This window comes from bacterium, from assembly GCA_008933615.1.
Taxonomy (GTDB): domain Bacteria; phylum CLD3; class CLD3; order SB21; family SB21; genus SB21.
This window is the reverse complement of sequence record WBUR01000044.1, coordinates 12,927-30,435: the sequence shown is the minus strand read 5'-3', so window position 1 is coordinate 30,435 and position 17,509 is coordinate 12,927. Positions and strand designations below refer to the sequence as shown.

The 17,509-nt window shown below is 40.8% G+C and carries 17 protein-coding genes; 11 read left to right on the top strand and 6 right to left on the bottom strand.

From position 1 onward, the window contains the following. Window positions 1–339 precede the first annotated feature (339 nt). The 7 genes from F9K33_14225 to F9K33_14195 all read left to right on the top strand — a co-directional run bounded on the left by F9K33_14225 (window position 340) and on the right by F9K33_14195 (window position 6,545). The gene (locus F9K33_14225; GenBank protein KAB2878196.1) at window positions 340–1,032 is read left to right on the top strand and encodes a hypothetical protein; all 693 of its coding nucleotides are present in this window, start codon (window positions 340–342) and stop codon (window positions 1,030–1,032) included. A gap of 317 nt (window positions 1,033–1,349) precedes the next feature. After that, the gene (locus F9K33_14220) at window positions 1,350–2,087 is read left to right on the top strand and encodes a hypothetical protein (protein KAB2878195.1); all 738 of its coding nucleotides are present in this window, start codon (window positions 1,350–1,352) and stop codon (window positions 2,085–2,087) included. A gap of 5 nt (window positions 2,088–2,092) precedes the next feature. Next, on the top strand, window positions 2,093–3,190 hold the full coding sequence (locus F9K33_14215) for an asparaginase (GenBank protein ID KAB2878194.1): 1,098 nt from the start codon (window positions 2,093–2,095) through the stop codon (window positions 3,188–3,190). Window positions 3,191–3,205: 15 nt separating this feature from the next. Beyond that, entirely contained in the window at window positions 3,206–4,051 is an 846-nt protein-coding gene (locus tag F9K33_14210; GenBank protein KAB2878193.1) for a pantoate--beta-alanine ligase, read from the top strand. A 25-nt stretch (window positions 4,052–4,076) separates the two neighbouring features. Beyond that, on the top strand, window positions 4,077–4,706 hold the full coding sequence (locus F9K33_14205) for a hypothetical protein (GenBank protein ID KAB2878192.1): 630 nt from the start codon (window positions 4,077–4,079) through the stop codon (window positions 4,704–4,706). Beyond that, window positions 4,706–5,440, top strand: a complete 735-nt coding sequence (locus tag F9K33_14200) for an NTP transferase domain-containing protein (GenBank protein KAB2878191.1) — start codon at window positions 4,706–4,708, stop codon at window positions 5,438–5,440. Before F9K33_14205 ends, F9K33_14200 begins: the two co-directional genes overlap by 1 nt. An 88-nt stretch (window positions 5,441–5,528) precedes the next feature. After that, window positions 5,529–6,545: an NAD-dependent isocitrate dehydrogenase gene (locus F9K33_14195; GenBank protein ID KAB2878190.1), complete on the top strand. Its 1,017-nt coding sequence runs from the start codon at window positions 5,529–5,531 to the stop codon at window positions 6,543–6,545. A 123-nt stretch (window positions 6,546–6,668) separates the two neighbouring features. Here the strand turns inward: F9K33_14195 and F9K33_14190 are convergent, their stop codons facing one another. The 6 genes from F9K33_14190 to F9K33_14165 all read right to left on the bottom strand — a co-directional run bounded on the left by F9K33_14190 (window position 6,669) and on the right by F9K33_14165 (window position 12,221). Then, a complete protein-coding gene (locus tag F9K33_14190; protein KAB2878189.1) occupies window positions 6,669–7,025 on the bottom strand; it encodes an MmcQ/YjbR family DNA-binding protein in 357 nt (118 codons plus the stop codon). After that, complete coding sequence (locus F9K33_14185; protein ID KAB2878188.1) at window positions 7,022–7,507, bottom strand: DinB family protein; 486 nt, start codon at window positions 7,505–7,507, stop codon at window positions 7,022–7,024. Before F9K33_14185 ends, F9K33_14190 begins: the two co-directional genes overlap by 4 nt. Continuing rightward, a complete protein-coding gene (locus F9K33_14180) occupies window positions 7,491–7,967 on the bottom strand; it encodes a nuclear transport factor 2 family protein (GenBank protein ID KAB2878187.1) in 477 nt (158 codons plus the stop codon). The genes F9K33_14185 and F9K33_14180 overlap by 17 nt, the downstream gene beginning before the upstream one ends. Window positions 7,968–7,970: 3 nt before the next feature. Next, window positions 7,971–10,391 carry a M1 family metallopeptidase gene (locus tag F9K33_14175; GenBank protein KAB2878186.1) on the bottom strand — a complete coding sequence of 807 codons (2,421 nt, stop codon included), beginning with the start codon at window positions 10,389–10,391 and terminating at the stop codon, window positions 7,971–7,973. A gap of 246 nt (window positions 10,392–10,637) precedes the next feature. Then, window positions 10,638–11,207 (bottom strand): peptidylprolyl isomerase, encoded by a 570-nt coding sequence (locus F9K33_14170; protein KAB2878198.1) that lies wholly within the window; start codon window positions 11,205–11,207, stop codon window positions 10,638–10,640. 69 nt (window positions 11,208–11,276) lie between these two features. Beyond that, on the bottom strand, window positions 11,277–12,221 hold the full coding sequence (locus F9K33_14165; protein KAB2878185.1) for an AEC family transporter: 945 nt from the start codon (window positions 12,219–12,221) through the stop codon (window positions 11,277–11,279). A 653-nt stretch (window positions 12,222–12,874) separates the two neighbouring features. On the opposite strand from F9K33_14165, the gene F9K33_14160 reads away from it, so the two are divergent. The 4 genes from F9K33_14160 (at window position 12,875) to F9K33_14145 (ending at window position 17,485) form a co-directional block, all read left to right on the top strand. Next, a complete protein-coding gene (locus F9K33_14160) occupies window positions 12,875–15,628 on the top strand; it encodes a class I SAM-dependent DNA methyltransferase (protein ID KAB2878184.1) in 2,754 nt (917 codons plus the stop codon). Further along, window positions 15,628–16,347, top strand: coding sequence for a hypothetical protein (locus tag F9K33_14155; protein KAB2878183.1), 720 nt, complete (start codon window positions 15,628–15,630; stop codon window positions 16,345–16,347). The genes F9K33_14160 and F9K33_14155 overlap by 1 nt, the downstream gene beginning before the upstream one ends. After that, window positions 16,348–17,133: a hypothetical protein gene (locus F9K33_14150; protein ID KAB2878182.1), complete on the top strand. Its 786-nt coding sequence runs from the start codon at window positions 16,348–16,350 to the stop codon at window positions 17,131–17,133. 163 nt (window positions 17,134–17,296) lie between these two features. Then, on the top strand, window positions 17,297–17,485 hold the full coding sequence (locus tag F9K33_14145; protein ID KAB2878181.1) for a hypothetical protein: 189 nt from the start codon (window positions 17,297–17,299) through the stop codon (window positions 17,483–17,485). Window positions 17,486–17,509 lie beyond the last annotated feature (24 nt).

Sequence of the window (17,509 nt, the reverse complement as noted above, 5' to 3'; positions counted from 1 at the left end):
GTCGATACCTACGTAAAAGTGTTGTCCTTTAAAACTTAAATTTGAGGTTTGTGTTTCCATGATAAGTTCTCCATTTTAAATTTAGAAGAAACTTATCAAAACACCGACTCATTAACATAATGTCTCACCATGACTTGTTATGTAACCCAAATAAACACGTTTTTCTAATTAAACATTTTTTGTGTGATTTGTGTAAAATCATACGCTTTGTGACGCCCATCACAAATGCAGTTCGATCCAATACCTACCTTTTCTATAGGTTGTCGCGTTCAAACATATAACTGTCTAAATCAAACTTCTATAAAACAATAGTATAACATTTGAACTGAAAGGAATATTATGAGGAATTTATTGAAATCCCTGCTGGCAAGCTTTATCGTTACAATCTTTTTTGCAGGTTGTTCCGACGACAAAAAAGATTCAACCAACGCCACTTTAAGTTTCATGACAGAGCAGGTTCTTGGAAAATCATCCGTTCCAGGCGCGTTGACCATTGATACCGCTAAGATTCTCATTACGCGTATCAAGTTTGAAAACCAGGGAGATTCGGATTCATCAGACTTCAGGAGCGGTCCTATCGTGGTCAATCTAAATCTTAACGGCGCCGTACAAACTGTTGAAGCCGCCAATATTCCACAGGGCATCTATGACCACATCAAATTTGAGTTACATAAACCCAATGCAAACGAAAGTATCCCCGATCCTGATTTCATAACAGGCTCAAGCGGGAACGATCGGTATTCTATCATCATCATTGGAACATACAATTCGAGTCGTTTTGTCTTCAGATCACGAAACACAATCAATCAGTCCTTCAATATCGATCCTGCATTGATAATAGCGGACAGCATTGGAACTGCCAATCTTACATTGGCGGTCAACATAACAAATTGGTTTTCGGACGGAGACGGCGGATATCTTGATCCGACGGACGTAAACGCGAGCAATGTTTCCGCAATTGAAAATACGATCAAAGATTCGTTTCGCGGTTTCAAAGACAACGATAAGGACGGTAACCAGAACGACAAGTAACTGATCCCAGCATTCTTAAAAATGGGTTATTCTGTTACCGGTGTCGATCAAAGATTGCAATGCGATCTGAATCAGTACAAACCGGTAAGGCGGAATAACCCATTTCTATCTTGAAGCTATTGAATTTAAGTCACGCATATTCATGCGTAAAGAAAAATTTACGCTATATATTTTTTATTAAAATAAATTTGCTCATGTGACGGTTGTCACAGTTGGTCTGATCATATATAACTAAGTTGATATATAGTCGAAACTCGGATATAAGTTCTTTTAATATAGATTCTCTCTGGGGTATTCACCAAAACAAAGGAGTATTTATGAAATCCCTCGTGAAAGCAAACGTTCTCAAAACAAACGGATTGATCGTCGCGCTGATCATGCTTGTCGCATTCAGTGCCTGCGACAAGAAGAACGGAAGTACCGCGCCCGGTTCTTCCTTGAGCATGAAAGTGGATATGTCCGCTTTTGCAAAGACGGCCGCTGACACCGTCATTCTCTCGTCGGCCAAAGTACTGCTCAAAAACATTAAATTCAAAACCGACGTCGAAGACTCCCTTGATTATAAAGTGGGACCTTTTATTGTCAATCTTGACATGAATGGCGGAGTGACCCAGATAGCGGCCACCGACATTCCGAACGGGATCTATGATGAAATCAAATTCAAGATCCACAAACCGGAAGACGACGAAGCTGTTTCCGATACGGATTTTGTTGCAGGCGCAAGCAGCGATCAGCGATTTTCAGTCGTGATCCGCGGAACTTACAACGGAACGCCATTCCTGTACAGAAGCAAAAAGGATATTGAGCAGGAACTGGAGATCAATCCGCCTTTGGTCGTCACGGACTCAACGAATGACGTGAATGCGACCATGTTGGTTGCTCCGGCGGGCTGGTTCATGAAAGACGGACTCTATCTGGATCCGATGAATGAATCTAATCGAAGCGATATTGACGATAACATCAAGAAATCTTTCAAGAAGGCAATGAAAGATAACGATCATGACGGCGAAGAAAATGACGACGATGATGATCAAGACGAGGATGACAATCATTAGCCTGAATTGAAATTTCTGTACTACAAAATCCCTCCGCAAAACGGAGGGATTTTTTATTTGTATTAATATATTTTTCGTGTAAATTCAGCGCCTTAGAACGAACGGGGCTTATGAAAAAAATATTATTGATCCATACCGGCGGTACCATGGGCATGTCGCCCGGCACAAGCGGGAGCGTAGCATCTACACAATTCATCAACGAGGTGTTCCAATACGTTCCCGGCGCCCGCGATATTGCAGAAATTGATTTTCAGAGTCAGTTCACCGTAGACAGTTCAAATATCTCAACCAAACATTGGGTAGACCTCGGAACACTTCTCGCTAACAACATGGATCGTTTCGACGGTTTTGTTGTCATCCACGGTACGGACACTATGAGTTATACGGCCAGCGCGCTTTCTTTTATGCTGAATAATCTGCCGAAACCCGTCATCCTGACGGGTTCCCAAAGACCGCTTAGCGCGATCCGAACGGATGCAAAAAGTAATTTGATCAATGCGATAGAACTCGCCACGCATGACATTCCGGAAGTGTGTATATTTTTTGATTACAAACTCTTTCGCGGGAATAGGGCAAAAAAAATCAGTATCGATGATTTTGATGCATTTGCCTCGCCGAATTTTCCACTGTTGGCTCAAGTGGGACTTCATATAGAGATCAAGAATAACCACCGGATGCCGGCCGGCATGTTTAGGTTAGACAAAGCATTTAGTAACGAAGTATTATGTCTGCGCCTTTTTCCCGGCTTAGACCCCGTGTATTTTGACAGCTTGATCCAAAGCGATGTTAAAGTGATTATTCTGGAAGCATTTGGCGCGGGGAATGTTCCCGTTCTGGACCATTCGGTTATCCCTTTTATTAAGAAAATGTCGCAATCCGGAAAATTGGTTGCGATAACCAGTCAGTCGATGAACGGTTCTGTGGATCTGCAGTTATACGACTGCGGGAAACAAGCGCTCGATGCGGGAGCTATAACCTGCGGAGATATGACAACGGAAGCTGCGATTACCAAAGCGATGTATCTTTTGGGACAATGTGAAGGAAGTACACCAAAAGTAAAAAATAATTTCACGTTATCCCTAGCGGGCGAAATAACGGAATAAAAAACGGCGCTACTCATGATCATCCTCACATCGCCCAAAGAAATGAATGCATGGTCTCAAACCGCGAGACTTCAAAAAAAACGTATCGGGTTTGTTCCAACCATGGGCTGCTTGCACCGGGGGCATCTGAGCCTGATAGAGGTTGCGCGTTCGCAGGGGAAATGCGACACAGTCGTCATGAGCGTTTTTGTGAACCCGCTTCAATTTGCGCCTAACGAAGATTTCGATAAATATCCCCGCCAGTGGGATGTCGATAAAAAACTAGCTGAAGAAGCCGGCGTGGATGTAGTTTTTCATCCGTCCTCGGAAGATATGTATTCAACTAACGCAAAAACTTATGTCGAGGTTGCCGATCTAAGTTCGGTCATGTGCGGTATGACCAGGCCAACCCATTTTCGCGGCGTGACGACGGTTGTAGCAAAACTGATGAATATCGTAAGCCCGCAAGTCACCGTTTTCGGACAGAAGGACGCTCAGCAGTGTTTTATTATTCGCCGCATGGTGAAAGATCTAATGATGGAAACGGAAATCATCATGGCCCCGATCATTCGTGAAACTGACGGGTTGGCTATGAGTTCAAGAAACAGATACCTCAGTTCGGATGAACGGACTCAAGCGGTGTGTCTGTCGCAGTCATTGGAAGTGGCAAAAAAAATGATTAACGCAGGTGAAAAAAGAAGCGCGGTTATTCTTGAGGCGATGCGTGAATATATTCAACTAAATCCATTGGCAAAAGTTGATTATATAACCGTTGTGAATCCGGAAACGTTGAGCGAAATAGCCGAAGTTTCGCCGAACTCGCTGATCGCGCTTGCCGTGTATTTTGGAAAAACGCGCCTTATTGATAATATAATTCTCTAAACAAAACTTATAAAGATCGGATCGTATGTTCGGAGAAAAACCAAAAAAGTCGATCAAAGGGTCGTTATTGATCGCGCGATTACAGTTCATCCAGCATCTGAAACTAAACTGGATGGAAATACTGAAACAATTGCCTTCAACTGAACTGCAAAAAATGATCAAAGGCAATTATTCTATGGAAGAATATTTTGCAACACCGGATCATATGCTGCGCATGATCTCCAGCGCAACCTGGTATGACTGCAGTATATACAATGCCTTGATTAAAGCCATGATCGTGCAGGCAAAAAAAGAAAAAAATTTAACCACCGAACAGGTCTGCATCGACAGCGGAAAATTTACAGCCCAATCCCATCTGAAAGGACTTATGGCCTATGTTTTGGGATGGGGCTCCGTCGAACGTACGATCAGCCTTATTTCCAAAGGCTGGGGAACCTACTACTCGGAAGGGGAAATTGTAAACATAAAAAACACGCCGGGTGACGCCCAGGTAAACGTCATCATAAATTATCTGATCCCCGAGCTGCAATACATTACCGTCGGATATTTTCAAAAGGTTCTGGAAACAAAAGCAATTAAGGAATTTGTTGTACGGTCAAATTATTCGGTTGATGCGGGAGGAACTTTTCAATACTTCATTACATGGAAACCATAATGAATTTTGTTACTGTGATCATGGCGGCGGGGAAAGGCACCCGCATGAAATCCGATCTGGCAAAGGTTCTCCATCCGCTTAACGGTAAGCCGATGATTCATTATGTGATTCAGCTGGCGAGAGACCTTGGTTCCGATCGTGTTATCGCCGTCATCGGACACCAGAAAGAGTATGTAAAAGAAACACTGAAGAATGAACAAATTGAATTTGTCATTCAGGAACCGCAGTTGGGAACCGGCCACGCGGTTATGCAAACGGAAGGCCTCTTGGAAACATATGACGGCTCAGTTCTGGTTTTATCAGGCGATGTGCCGATGTTAACGTATGGCACCATGAAACACCTGATTCAAATGCATGCTGAGCAGCGAGCGGACGCAACGGTTCTCACAACGCACATGCCTGATCCCGCCGGATACGGACGTGTGATTCGACAAACCGATCAATCGGTTCAAAAGATCGTCGAGCATAAGGACGCATCCGATGTTGAAAAACAAATTACAGAAATAAATTCAGGTATATACCTGTTTCGATCGCGTGAATTATTTAATGCGCTGAAAAAAATAAATTCAAATAACGTACAGAACGAATATTATTTACCCGACGTATTGAACGTATTAATTCATGAAAAAAAGAAAGTGTGCGCTTACGTCACGGAAGATTATCGTGAGATCTCCGGAATTAATACTATTGAACAATTAAAGGAAGCCGAAGCGATTCTAAATTCCACAAAATAGCGAGTCGTACCGCTTTGGGCATTCGCTTGAGATCTAAGAATTGTATTTTGGAAATTTGATAAATTAATATTCATAGGAGAACTTTTACATGTACCCAGTCACACTAATCCCCGGCGACGGCATCGGCCCCTCGATCATGGAGGCGGCCGTCAAGGTTCTGGACGCGACGGGAGTTAAATTTGAATGGGAGGAACGGCTCGCCGGCATGGCGGCGGTTGAAAAATTTGACACGCCGATCCCGTTCGAAACTTTGGAATCCATCCGTAAGTCCCGCCTTGCATTTAAAGGCCCTTTGACTACGCCGGTGGGCATCGGTTATCGCAGCGTGAATGTGGCTTTGAGACAGGAATTTGAACTTTATGCCAACGTTCGCCCCGCAACGTCGTTTGAAGGACTGGACTTACGATACAAAAATGTCAATATCATGATAGTTCGTGAAAATACGGAGGGGCTTTATTCCGGCATTGAGCATTTTATAAAAGCAGACGGGGTCAATATTGCCGCGGAAAGCACCGCCATAATCACCCGCTCGGGCGCGGAAAAATCGATACGTTATGCATTCGAATATGCCCGGAATAATAAACGCAAACGAGTTACGGTGGTTCACAAGGCCAATATTTTGAAATGTACATCCGGTTTATTTTTGGAAGTTGCCCACGAAATTGCCAAGGAATACCCCGAAATAGAATTTCAGGACAAGATCATCGACGCCTGCGCGATGCAAATGGTTATGGATCCTACGGTATTTGATGTGATGGTGACCACGAATCTTTTTGGCGATATTTTATCGGATCTGGCTGCGGGACTTGTCGGCGGTCTTGGATTAACTCCCGGCGCCAATATCGGCAAAACGGCGGCCATCTTCGAAGCGGTCCACGGAAGCGCCCCGGATATCGCCGGAAAGAATATTGCCAATCCGACCGCGGTGATCATGGGCGGCGTGATGATGCTGGAGTATCTCGGCGAACATGAAGCGGCGGTACGCGTAGATAAGGCGGTGCGGGAGATAATTAAGGAAGGGAAATTTGTCACGCCGGACCTGAATAAGAATTCTACATGCGGGACTAATGAATTCGGCGCGGAAGTGGCGAGACGGGTGAGATAAATTATTTGTTCATAGTGAAAAGATAGAAATCCATTTCAACAATAGCTTATTATCAGAGTGAAATAATGTAGAGCGAATTGACAATTCGCTCTACACATACGGTAATTAAGACTCAAAGCATTTTCATCTTATCTTTTTCAACTTTTCCCTATCTGTTTTTTTCAAACCTGCTGCGATCAATTCGTACGAGTGATCGATCATCGCAAGAACTGCTTTATCTGGAACCGATCCGTCGAGGTACACGCTGTTCCAGTGTTTCTTATTCATGTGATAGCCCGGCCTGACTCCATCATATAACTCCCGCCATTCGATCGCTTTTTCCGGATCGGCCTTGAGGTTAATAAATTCTGCCGGGTCAATGCCTACCAATAAAAATATCTTTCCCATGACGCGGAACACCAGCGTTTCTTCATCAAACGGGAAGTCCTCCGTGACTCCTTTTTTACGTAAACAATATTCGCGGATTATTTCGAGATTCATATCTTATACTGTGACCAGATTTGTTCCAGATGATTCATTAAATGCCCAACGTAATCGCGAATGAAATATTCGAGCGTCGCCGGTTCCTGTTCAGGAATCGTTTTCCATGCGATTTGATGTAAATTATGTTTGACGCGTTTTTGTTTCAGAATATCAGCCGGAATGTTTTCTACAACGTGAATGATGTGAAGATTATAGGATTTCCAGAGTTGGATAAGTTCGCGCCAGTTTTCCGTTTCGTAATTTTGAGCCTTCACCCATGCTTCCTGTTCATATCCCGGAAAAACAAGATCGCCTTTGAATTGCGCGCGAACAAATCGCTGATGATTGTTCCCGGCGGAATCTACAAGATGGCCAATGATCTGTTTAGCCGACCATTTACCGGATGTTTTTGGAATACGGCTTTGTTCATCGCTTAATTTTTGAAGACGGGCGGATGCGCCTTCCAGCGTGTGTCGGAATTCCTTAAGAAATGTTTTCATGTTTTATGAATTTCTCCAATGATTGATTGGCTTGCTTTCGAATGACGTTTTGAACCAAAGGCGTCCAGCCTAATAATAACCCTTTGAAACCGAGCGCCATTTTTGTCCACTGCCAGAGATTGAAGACGTCCGTGTGACGAACGATTTTCCCATTCTTCAATTCAAACGCAGCTTCGATCTTATTATGAACCTTTCTCCCGGTTGCAGAAAACGTGTATTCAGCCTCCCAATGCGCTTTTCCTGAATGTTCATCCGCATGAATATCGCTGAACTCGATTTTTAGATCTTTTCCGCGTTCACACAGCATGCGCCACATCGCCGGAACTTGTTTGCCTTTCAGGTTCTGAAACACGGGATCAGAAAATTCGGCATCCGCATCATAACAATCTGCCATCGTTCGTGCATCGCGTTTTTGAAACGCAGCATAAAATGTTTCGATAACTTTTTCATTCGGATGCATAGGCTATCTCACCACTTTCCGTAAAATATCCTTTTGCCAGGGTTCCCATGCATGAGAATCATAATAGGCTTTAATTTTATTCTTAAACTCATATTGTTCGTAATAATAATCTGCAACCGGTCTGACCGATGGGCTAAGAAAACCGGCTGAATACAGAAGTGCATCAAACATATTGGCGAGAACGGTATCGTCCATGTAATTGAATCTTTTAAGTATTCTGAATGCTTGCCGCCGCCATGAGGCCGGGTAAGAATTACTTGTATATTCCACAATGGACTGTAAGGCCTCTTTATCGCCGCGTTTCGCTTTGATTTCCAGCCAATTAAATTTGATCTCGTTGGCAAGGCCGAACTGATTCTTGGTCAGTTCGAGATAACGATCTATATCTTGCGGAAACTGGTCAGTCAGCTTGGTCAACGCAGTGTTAACTATATTGTAGGAAGAATCAGTCAGCAGAACTTCAAATTCCGTTTTCAGAGAGGCCGGGATTAGCTTCATGTTATCTAGAACGGCTTTTCGCACTTCAACCGAAGGATCGTTTAATCCGGCGCGAATGAGCGTTATACTTTTTTTATCGAAGTCATAAATAAGCTGTGCAATAATTTCACTTTTTATGGCATGAAATGTTTCCCGCGCAAATAGTTCAAGCAGCGCATCGCGTTTATCTGCCGCCGGGTGTGATCGCATTCCTACGACTGCGTCATAGCGGTCAATCATGTTCGACGCCCGCAGCGCCTGGGCTTTCAGTTCGTTAAGTGTTTTTTCAAATGTGACATTTTTAAGAATCCAATCTCCCGGATCGAATAAAACAAAATCGATAGTTTTGTTATCCCGATTGGGAATTACCGTTTTCTGCACAGCTTGATCTATCCATTCACGCACGCTATCTTTGGTTCCGTCTGTATAATGAACCTCAAACACAATGGGCATTTTAAATACTTTGGTCAATTCGTCCATCGCGTGAATTTGGTTTATCATGATCTCCGTGCGTCTATGGTCTTCCTTTACGTCAAAATAATTTACTAGATAATGCGGTTCGCCTCCGCGGTAGATCCACTGGTCAAAGAACCAATCCGGCGTTACGCCCAGCGTATCCATAAAGGATTGATACAGATCGTTGGTCTCCACGTTCCGGTAACGATGGTGGCTTAGAAAATGATAAATGACACGCTTGTATGCGTCTTCGCCGTAGACGTAATTCATCATTTCGATCACCGCAGAGCCTTTAGGATAGTACCTCGTTCCTCCTGCTTCGGTATGCACAAGCGGCAGACGGTCGGATTCCGATGCTCGCAAGGACTTTTCATGTTCCTCACGGCGATTCCATTGATAAAATTCTTCACCAAAAAATTTCTTACAGCCCATCTTTCCGTAGTACGTTGCAAAACTCTCGTTCAGCCATAGGCCTTTCCAGCTACGCATCGTGGTAAGATCACCGAACCATTGATGGGCCTGTTCGTGAATATCGGTATCGATATAAATGTCGTCCAGAAAACCGCGTTCATCGATATACCAGAAATCACCGAACAATATCGCCGTCGTATTTTCCATGGCGCCCGTTACAAAATCCGAAGCAGGAATATTGGCCAGATTGGTCCAGGGATATGGAACCCCGATTTCCTTTTCAAGAAAATCCAAAGCATCTGCCGTGCGCCGATACGTCGGTTCTACACGATCCGCCTGATCGGGATAATACCAAAGCTGGATGGGCACGCCGCTCTTGGACTTGACATTTTTGACTTCGTAATTTCCGATAGCAAGCATCAGCAGATAACTCGAATGCGGTTTGGTTATCGCATAAAACCAGGTCCTTGTTCCATCCTTATTTTCTTTTTCAGAAATTTTTTTTCCATTGGAAATAACGCGGTAATTTTTGTCGAACGTAATGATCGTCTCCGTAATCATTTTGTCATTAGGCTCGTCATACATCGGAATCCAGTGGCGGTGACTAATGTCCTCCCCCTGCGTCCATATCTGTTTACGCATTATATTTTTTGGATCATTCCATCCGACGAAATACACTCCTTCACGGGGATTTGCCTCGTAAACAAAAGTAATACTGTCGTTGGTATTCCAAGCCAATGCCGGTTTGGGGTAAACGGTGATCCCTTTGCCGTTGTTCACATATTCAACCGATTTGCCATTAAGTAAAGCTTGTTGAATACGTATGCCGACTGCGTCAAAATAAATTTCACTCACTTGTTTTCTCAGCGGAGAAAAATAATGCGTCACCTTTCCTTTGACGAGTCCTTTCGGCGCATCGAATGACACTTCGAGTCGCATGCGCTCAAAATCCACCACGCGCTCACGCGGCTCGGAACCGGCCTCGGTGTAAAACCTCGACGTCGGATATTCTTTTTGCTGACCACGGATTGCGTTTCCTGTGATTAAACACAGTAACACGATTATAAATAACTGTTTCATTTTATCGGATCCCTTTATGTGAAAACAAGTAACTACTCAGAAACTATGTTCAATAAGCAATGCTCTTTTTCAATGAATTCATTTATGAATTCATCTCCTGCGGAAATTTTTATCCGCGTAAATTAGCGCGATCTGCGGGAACAAATTGTGTAAGCTGAGTTACAAAATAAGCTGATTAATGAATTAACCAAAAAATCCTTTTCAGGTCTCATTAAGTTTGTATTTGATGAGCATGATATTCTTGTTTTATGGCAAGCGTTCAATATTGAAAATCTTTATCTGAGTGACCAGCATTTGGTCTTTCTCAGGTAACCGTTGGATCTTGCGCACTACATCCATGCCTTCAATCACTTTTCCGAAGGCTGCAAAACCCTGTCCGTCGGGATTCCGTTTACCGCCGAAATCCAATTCCGGCTGGTCGCCTAAGCAAATAAAAATTTCTGACCCGGCCGTTCCGGGTTCCGCGCGGGCGTAGGAAATCACGCCGTCTTTGTGCAAAATGCCGGTCGCCTGTGTCGTTTCGTGCTCAATGGGAAAACAACGTACCCGTTCGTCTGATAACAATCCGCCCTGAATCACTTCAATTTTCACATTATTATTCGGCTGGTTTTGCATGGTCACAACGCGATAAAATACGGAATTGACGTACAAACTATCATCCACATAGGTTAGGAAATTCGATGCGGAAATCGGCGCGTCTTTTAAAAACAATTCTACTTTAATGTTCCCCATTTCTGTTTTAATCACAACTGTGGGGTTTTGTGAAAAAACTAATCCGCCAATTCCTACGAACAAAATTAATGCGACCATTTTCATCATAAAGTGAAACTATATATTCATTAGCATTTAGTCAATTGATCAAACTTAAATGACACGAATGGGTCATTAGATGAGGCCATACGTTCTGAGAATAAAAAGGCCTATCGAAATGGTTACGACAGATCCCAATGTCGATATGACAATAATATTACCGGCGAGTTTTCCGTTAACGCCCATCGCCTCCGCCATAACAAAGCTCACTATCGCCGTCGGGCATGCAAAGAGGATAAACATAGTTCCGAGATCTTCGCCGGTATAGTGCAGCCAATAAGCGCCCAATGTTAACAGCAGCGGCGTGAGAATGATTTTAAACGCCGAAGCCGATAGCGCGATGGCCGAGGGGCGTTTCATCTCGGCAAAACTTAAAGAACCGCCGATTCCAATAAGCGCCAGCGGGAGAGTCAAAGCAGAAAGGTAATTTCCGGTTTTAGAAATGATCGGATGAATTCCAATCTTAAAGTAAGCAAAGGGTATGGCGCAAATGGCAGCAAGGATGAGCGGGTTTTTAACGATCTCCAGCAGTGCATCTGCTATATTCAATTGCCGCTCGTGACGCATCGGCACGGTGAGGGCGATGACGGCCAGCACATTATACAAAGGAAGAATGCAGGCCAGAAGGATCGACGCTTTACCAAGACTATCGCTGCCGAACATATTGGCAGTAAGTGCTAATCCGATAATGGCGTAATTTCCGCGAAAACTGCCCTGAATAAATACACTGCGGTCACGCGCGTCGCGGATGAATGGTTTAGATAGTATCCAACTCAGAGCAAATGAAAAAAACGTTCCCGCGCAAACATATACGATTTGCGCTGCATCCAGTGCATTTGAAAAATCGATAGCGCTTAATTCCAGAAACACCAGCGTGGGTAATGATATAGTAAAAACGATTCTGGACGAAAGATTAACAAAATTGTCGTTCATTAATCCCCATCGTTTCAAAGCCAGTCCGAGGAATACGATTAGAAATACGGGCAGAACCGTATTGGCGGTAAAGAGAAGGTTATCCATAGGTTATGTCTGACTTTGAGGATCCACTTTATCATTCAAACGCTGGGGCAAATATACATGTTTGTAGCCAAATACAAAATAGTATGTTAAATAATCAGCAATTAGGGAAGATAAAAACATAAATCCGGAAATATTTTTACAAAAACCTGTGAAATTCAAAAATAAAGTTGTAATTTTGCTCAATTCAACTTGAATCAATCAGGAACAACTTCGTGAAGAAAAATAATATTTCCTATCGTGGAAATAAAGACTACAAAAACCATCCTTATCTAGCCGGAATTGGGTGGATAAGGATGAAAAAATCAGTCTTATATACTAGTTAGGTGCAAGCGTAAAGGACGACACAACAACCATCGACAGGCAGACAATTTAACAGAAAAAGTAACCATTTTGACAAGTGACCAACATACGGACTATATCATAAACGGACAACGAGTAAGCCGACACTCTTTGCCGACCCTTCTGTATTTTTTATTTTTTCCCACCGCACTTTTTTTAAATTCAATTTTTTCCCACCGCACATTTGGCACATTTGGTTTTGCCCGACACACAAGCCGACCCTTCGCAAAACCAAAAGAGCCAAATTTTCCCACCGCACCAAATGACGATAGTGGGTATTTTAATAATTATCTTAGCAACCTGACAATTTAAGAATGGTATTAAGCTGGAACGAAATAAAAGATAGAGCATTAAATTTCTCAAAGGAATGGGCGGACACTTCAAACGAAGAAGCAGACGCAAAACCATTTTTAGTTGAGTTTTTTAACGTGTTTGGGATTAGCAGTAAAAGAGTTTCGACCTTTGAACACAGAGTAAAAAAACTGGACGACAAAGACGGTTACATTGACTTGCTTTGGAAAGGAACAATTTTAATTGAAATGAAAAGTCGGGGCAAAAACCTTGACAAAGCCTACCAACAAGCCAAAGACTACACACACGGACTGAAACAACACGAATTACCGAAATATATTCTCATTTCTGACTTTGAAAATTTTAGACTTTACGACCTTGAAGAAAATAAGACCGTAGATTTTAAACTTAACGACCTTATAAATAATGTTCAGCATTTCGGATATATTTTAGGTTATCAAAAAAAGGTTTACAAAGAGCAAGACCCTGCAAACATTAAAGCAGCGGAGTTAATGGGTAAACTTCACGACAGACTTGAAGAAATTGGATATACAGGACATCCGTTAGAAGTTTACTTGGTTCGCATTCTATTTTGTTTGTTTGCCGAAGACACAACCATTTTCAACAAGCAACAATTTCAAGAATATTTAGAACAGCGGACAACCGAAGATGGAAGCGACCTTGCTTCAAAACTGCAAGAACTTTTTCAAGTATTAAACACAGCTAAAGAAAATCGCTTTAAAAATCTTGACGAGCAACTTGCCGACTTTCCTTATGTGAACGGAAAATTATTTGAAGAAAACTTGCCTACGGCAAGTTTCGATAGTAAAATGCGACAAGCCTTGTTAGACTGTTGCTATATTGACTGGAGCAAAATTTCACCTGCAATTTTCGGTTCAATGTTTCAAAGCGTAATGAACCCGAAAGAACGCAGAAACTTGGGAGCACATTACACAAGTGAAACCAACATTTTGAAACTTATCAAACCGCTTTTCTTGGACGACCTTTGGAAAGAATTTGAAAGTATCAAGGACAACAAAAACAAGCTTCCTGAATTTCATAAAAAATTAAGCACGCTTAAATTTCTTGATCCTGCTTGCGGTTGCGGAAATTTCCTTGTAATTACTTACCGTGAATTGCGATTGTTGGAATTAGAAATTTTAAGAGCAATGAATAAATCAGGACAAAGAGTAATTGATGTTAGTGATATTATTTGGCTTGATGTTGATATGATGTGCGGAATTGAATATGAAGAATTCCCTGCACGAATTGCCGAAGTTGCAATGTGGCTTATTGACCACCAAATGAATATGCAAATAAGCAATGAGTTTGGACAATACTTTGTTCGTCTACCTTTGAAAAAATCTGCAAAAATTGTTCACGGTGATGCCTTAGAAAAAGACTGGGAAAATATTGTTTCAAAAAATGAACTTTCTTTTATCATTGGAAATCCGCCATTCATTGGGTCTAAAATAATGAAACAAAATCAGCGTGACCAAATTGTAAAACAATTTGAGAATGCAGACAGTAGCGGAGTTCTTGACTATGTAACAGGTTGGTATGTCAAAGCAGCCAAATTTATTCAAGGAACAAAAATTAAAGTTGCATTCGTTTCAACAAATTCAATTGTTCAAGGAGAGCAGACAAGCATTCTTTGGGAACAAATGCTGAATAAATATAAAATTAAAATCCATTTTGCTCACCGAACATTTAAATGGAGCAACGAAGCAAAAGGAAATGCAGCGGTATATTGTGTGATAGTTGGCTACGCCAACTACGACACTAATAACAAGAGCATTTTTGAATATGAAAATATTAAAGGCGAAGCCCACGAATTAAAAGTTAAAAATATCAATCCATATTTAGTTGATGCGAAGGATATTCTGATAACTAAAAGGACAAATCCACTTTGTAATGTTCCTAAAATGAGTTTCGGAAATATGCCATTAGACGGAGGGCACTTACTATTATCAGACGAAGACAAAACGGAATTTCTGCAAAAAGAACCTAAAGCAGAAAAATATATTTTACCGTTAATATCAGCGTATGAATTTTTAAATGGGAAAAAGAGATGGTGCTTATGGCTTGTTGATGCAGAGCCAAATGAATTAAAACAAATGCCCGAAATATTGAAAAGGGCTGACTTGGTTAAGAAATTTCGTTTAGACAGTGTTGCTCCTTCAACACAGAAATTTGCAACAGCACCAACTTTATTTCGTGACCGAAATAGACCTGAAACATTTATAGTTGTTCCTCGTGTTTCATCTGAAAATAGACCTTATATCCCATTCGGTTTTTTTGATAAAAATTCCATTGTTAGCGACACTTGTATGTCAATTCCCAACGGCAATAAATATCATTTTGGTATTCTAATGTCTAAGATGCATATGGCTTGGGTAAAATATATTTGCGGTCGTTTAAAAAGTGATTTCCGTTACTCTAAGGATATTGTTTACAACAATTATCCTTGGCCAGACAATATAACTGAAAAACAAATTGCTGCAATTGAAACGGCAACACAGAAGGTTTTAGATGCAAGACTTGATTTTCCAAACAGTTCACTTGCCGACCTATACGACCCGTTGACAATGCCACCTGCATTGGTAAAAGCACATAATGAATTGGACAAAGCCGTTGACTTGGCTTATCGTTCGCAACAATTTACAACGGAAGCTAAACGAATGGAATTTTTATTTGAACTATACGAAAAATATACAGCAGACCTATTTACAAAAGAAAAACCGAAGAAAAAGAAAACAATTACGAAGGAAAAATAATGAAAGACTTTTTACAAGAAAGCGGATATAAGAGAGACAGAAGTATTTATACTCCACCGATTTTACAATTAGGGGAATTCAATGGCGTTAATTGGCTTGAAGAAATTTTACCTGAAATAATTTGGATTGGTTTACTGCAAGACAAATTTGGGCTTGGGTCAAAACTTGCTTTACAAATTTCCGAAACAACAAATAAAATACATAATTTAAATGGCACAAAGCAATGGTTAGCACCATTAAGCTGTTACAGTGAATTAACCGAAAATGAAAAAGCTGAAATTAAAAGAGAGCTTACGAATTTAGGACACCTTAATGATTATGAAAGAGCATTTGGGTTAATAACATTTCTTTATCCGAAATTTCCATTGTCATTTTTAGTCGCTGAAAATTCTAATTTAAAACAAGATATATCAGTATCTGAGTTTAAAATATATTTATCAAAGTTATACGATAGAACAAATTTTACAACAACATTTATGCAAGCCACTGCGGTCGATATGGCTTTTCAATCCGACCTACTTACTGTAAGCCCTGAAACATCGCTTGCCAAGTTCGATGAAATATCTGATTTCCCCAATACAGAAATTTCAAAACAAGTTGCAAGTTCTATAAGGCAAACTATAAATCTATTTTTCGGAAACAATAATCTCTTTTCTTCTAATGGAGAATGGAAAAAATATTTTTGGAACAGGGGATTGGAACTTGAAAAATGTTATTAAATGGAAAATCAAGAGTTTTATAAAATGCTTGCTGATGCGACAAACGAATACCGAAAGTTGCTGAAAAATGAATTTAATGCAAGATGGGAAAGTTTAAATCTTGACCTGATGAAATCCGCAGAGTATGAAGTTATTTGGGGTTTGGTTTCAAGACAGTGTTCATTAGTAAATGAAATGTCATATTCCTATCTTACCTGGAATGAATTTTTTCTTCCAATCATAATGCGGTGTATGGTAGAAAATCACATTAATATTTCTTGGATACTTAAAAAACCTGATGAAAGAGCAAAAATGTTTATTGAGTATGGGTTAGGAAGAGAAACGAAGCATTTAGAATTTGCAAAAGCTAAAAAAGTTAAAGAAGAAATTGATTTAAAGTTTATTGAGAATACAGAAAATTGGATAAATCAACAACGGTTTTCATTTCTTAATAAAATAAATGTTGGAAGTTGGAAATTTAATGATGTAAGAAATACAGCAATTGATGCAGGTTACAAAGAATACTACGACATTTTTTATGATGTATGTAGTTCAGCAACTCATAGCACTTGGAATTATATTGCGAAACATAATTTAATGTTTTGTGAAAGCCCATTTCATAAAGCCCACAGAATACCTGTAATTAAAGAACCTGAAATTGAAATCGGACTATTTTTAATTCTAACTAAAATATTGCAAGACACTTTTGAAAAAATTGATAAAGAATTAAATATCAAAATTACTGAACCATCATCCTATGAATATATAATGAATGCTTTTAATACAGAAAATAAAACCGAGAAATAAATCCAACGCAATTTGCAAGCACATTTAAAAACCGCACAAGCAACCGCACAGACCAAAGTTTTTAAAAGAGCTTGCAAAGCCGACCCAAAAGAAAAATTGAATTAAAAAAAATTTCCAACGCTTTAAAAAAAATAAAAAATACGCAACGCACAGCCGACACTCAATGACACGACAACTGAATAACGACAATGGTTTACAAGCACGATGGACAAGAACGCCAGCACCTAACAGCACCTACCCAAAAGGCGGGGTTTCGTGTTCCAAAGACAGTTTTGTGGTTAATCAAACATTAGTTTTTCAAATCAAGTTTTGTGGTAAAAGTCCCGCCCTTCGGGTAGCTGCAAAACGTTAGCGCCAATTTAGATAAATCAAGACA

Coding starts and splice junctions, on each gene's coding strand:
- F9K33_14225 (KAB2878196.1), top strand. CDS start 340: ATGAGGAATTTATTGAAATCCCTGCTGGCAAGCTTTATCGTTACAATC.
- F9K33_14220 (KAB2878195.1), top strand. CDS start 1,350: ATGAAATCCCTCGTGAAAGCAAACGTTCTCAAAACAAACGGATTGATC.
- F9K33_14210 (KAB2878193.1), top strand. CDS start 3,206: ATGATCATCCTCACATCGCCCAAAGAAATGAATGCATGGTCTCAAACC.
- F9K33_14205 (KAB2878192.1), top strand. CDS start 4,077: ATGTTCGGAGAAAAACCAAAAAAGTCGATCAAAGGGTCGTTATTGATC.
- F9K33_14200 (KAB2878191.1), top strand. CDS start 4,706: ATGAATTTTGTTACTGTGATCATGGCGGCGGGGAAAGGCACCCGCATG.
- F9K33_14195 (KAB2878190.1), top strand. CDS start 5,529: ATGTACCCAGTCACACTAATCCCCGGCGACGGCATCGGCCCCTCGATC.
- F9K33_14190 (KAB2878189.1), bottom strand. CDS start 7,025: ATGAATCTCGAAATAATCCGCGAATATTGTTTACGTAAAAAAGGAGTC.
- F9K33_14185 (KAB2878188.1), bottom strand. CDS start 7,507: ATGAAAACATTTCTTAAGGAATTCCGACACACGCTGGAAGGCGCATCC.
- F9K33_14180 (KAB2878187.1), bottom strand. CDS start 7,967: ATGCATCCGAATGAAAAAGTTATCGAAACATTTTATGCTGCGTTTCAA.
- F9K33_14175 (KAB2878186.1), bottom strand. CDS start 10,391: ATGAAACAGTTATTTATAATCGTGTTACTGTGTTTAATCACAGGAAAC.
- F9K33_14170 (KAB2878198.1), bottom strand. CDS start 11,207: ATGAAAATGGTCGCATTAATTTTGTTCGTAGGAATTGGCGGATTAGTT.
- F9K33_14165 (KAB2878185.1), bottom strand. CDS start 12,221: ATGGATAACCTTCTCTTTACCGCCAATACGGTTCTGCCCGTATTTCTA.
- F9K33_14160 (KAB2878184.1), top strand. CDS start 12,875: ATGGTATTAAGCTGGAACGAAATAAAAGATAGAGCATTAAATTTCTCA.
- F9K33_14155 (KAB2878183.1), top strand. CDS start 15,628: ATGAAAGACTTTTTACAAGAAAGCGGATATAAGAGAGACAGAAGTATT.
- F9K33_14150 (KAB2878182.1), top strand. CDS start 16,348: ATGGAAAATCAAGAGTTTTATAAAATGCTTGCTGATGCGACAAACGAA.
- F9K33_14145 (KAB2878181.1), top strand. CDS start 17,297: ATGACACGACAACTGAATAACGACAATGGTTTACAAGCACGATGGACA.